Source organism: Corynebacterium tuberculostearicum, assembly GCF_022347385.1.
Classification (GTDB): Bacteria; Actinomycetota; Actinomycetes; order Mycobacteriales; family Mycobacteriaceae; genus Corynebacterium; species Corynebacterium tuberculostearicum_M.
The window spans coordinates 1-578 of the sequence record NZ_JAKRDT010000055.1 but is presented as its reverse complement, the minus strand read 5'-3'; the positions used below and the strand labels follow the sequence as shown (position 1 = coordinate 578).

The following is a 578-nucleotide window of genomic DNA, read 5'->3' as shown; positions in this document are numbered from 1 at the left end:
GTAATCGAGTCAGAGCGCCCGATCGCTCATGTGGCTAAGGAGATTGGCGTCTCCGCCGGGCTTTTAGGCCGGTGGGTCAAACTCGAGCGTGAACGCCGAGGGGCCTCGGATGGGATGAGTGAGGCGGATCTTCGTGCTGAGAATGCTCGTCTGCGCCGTGAGTTGGCGGAAGCCAAGATGGATAATGAGTTCTTGTCAAAAGCGACAGCCTTCTTCGCCGCGAAGCAACGCGAGCAGAAAAGTTCGAATTGATGCAGCAGGAGAAGGCAAACTACAGCATCAAACGCATGGCACGGCTATTAAAAGTGTCTCGGTCTGGATACTACAAATGGGCTGATACGCAGCAGAAGCGACTATCTGGCGAAAATGATCGTGCTGCATTTTACGATGGCGTTGACCGAAAGATTCATCAGATCTGGAAAGACTCCGATGAGGTTTATGGTGCTCCCCGGATCACCGCAGAACTTACCGAGCGCTACCAGATCACCCTGAATCGCAAGACTGTGGCTAAGCGGATGCGCCTGATGGGAATTGAAGGGATTTCACCGCGTGCCTTTGTCCCGGTGACAACGATTCAA

2 protein-coding genes are annotated in these 578 nt (G+C 53.6%); both read left to right on the top strand.

Annotated features, from left to right (window positions below):
• Positions 1–252 (top strand): transposase (locus tag MHK00_RS11845; protein ID WP_234447513.1); only part of this gene is annotated, 252 nt, incomplete at its 5' end.
• On the top strand, positions 252–578 hold a 327-nt coding region (locus tag MHK00_RS11840; RefSeq protein ID WP_250412013.1), incomplete at its 3' end, for an IS3 family transposase. The genes MHK00_RS11845 and MHK00_RS11840, both read left to right, overlap by 1 nt.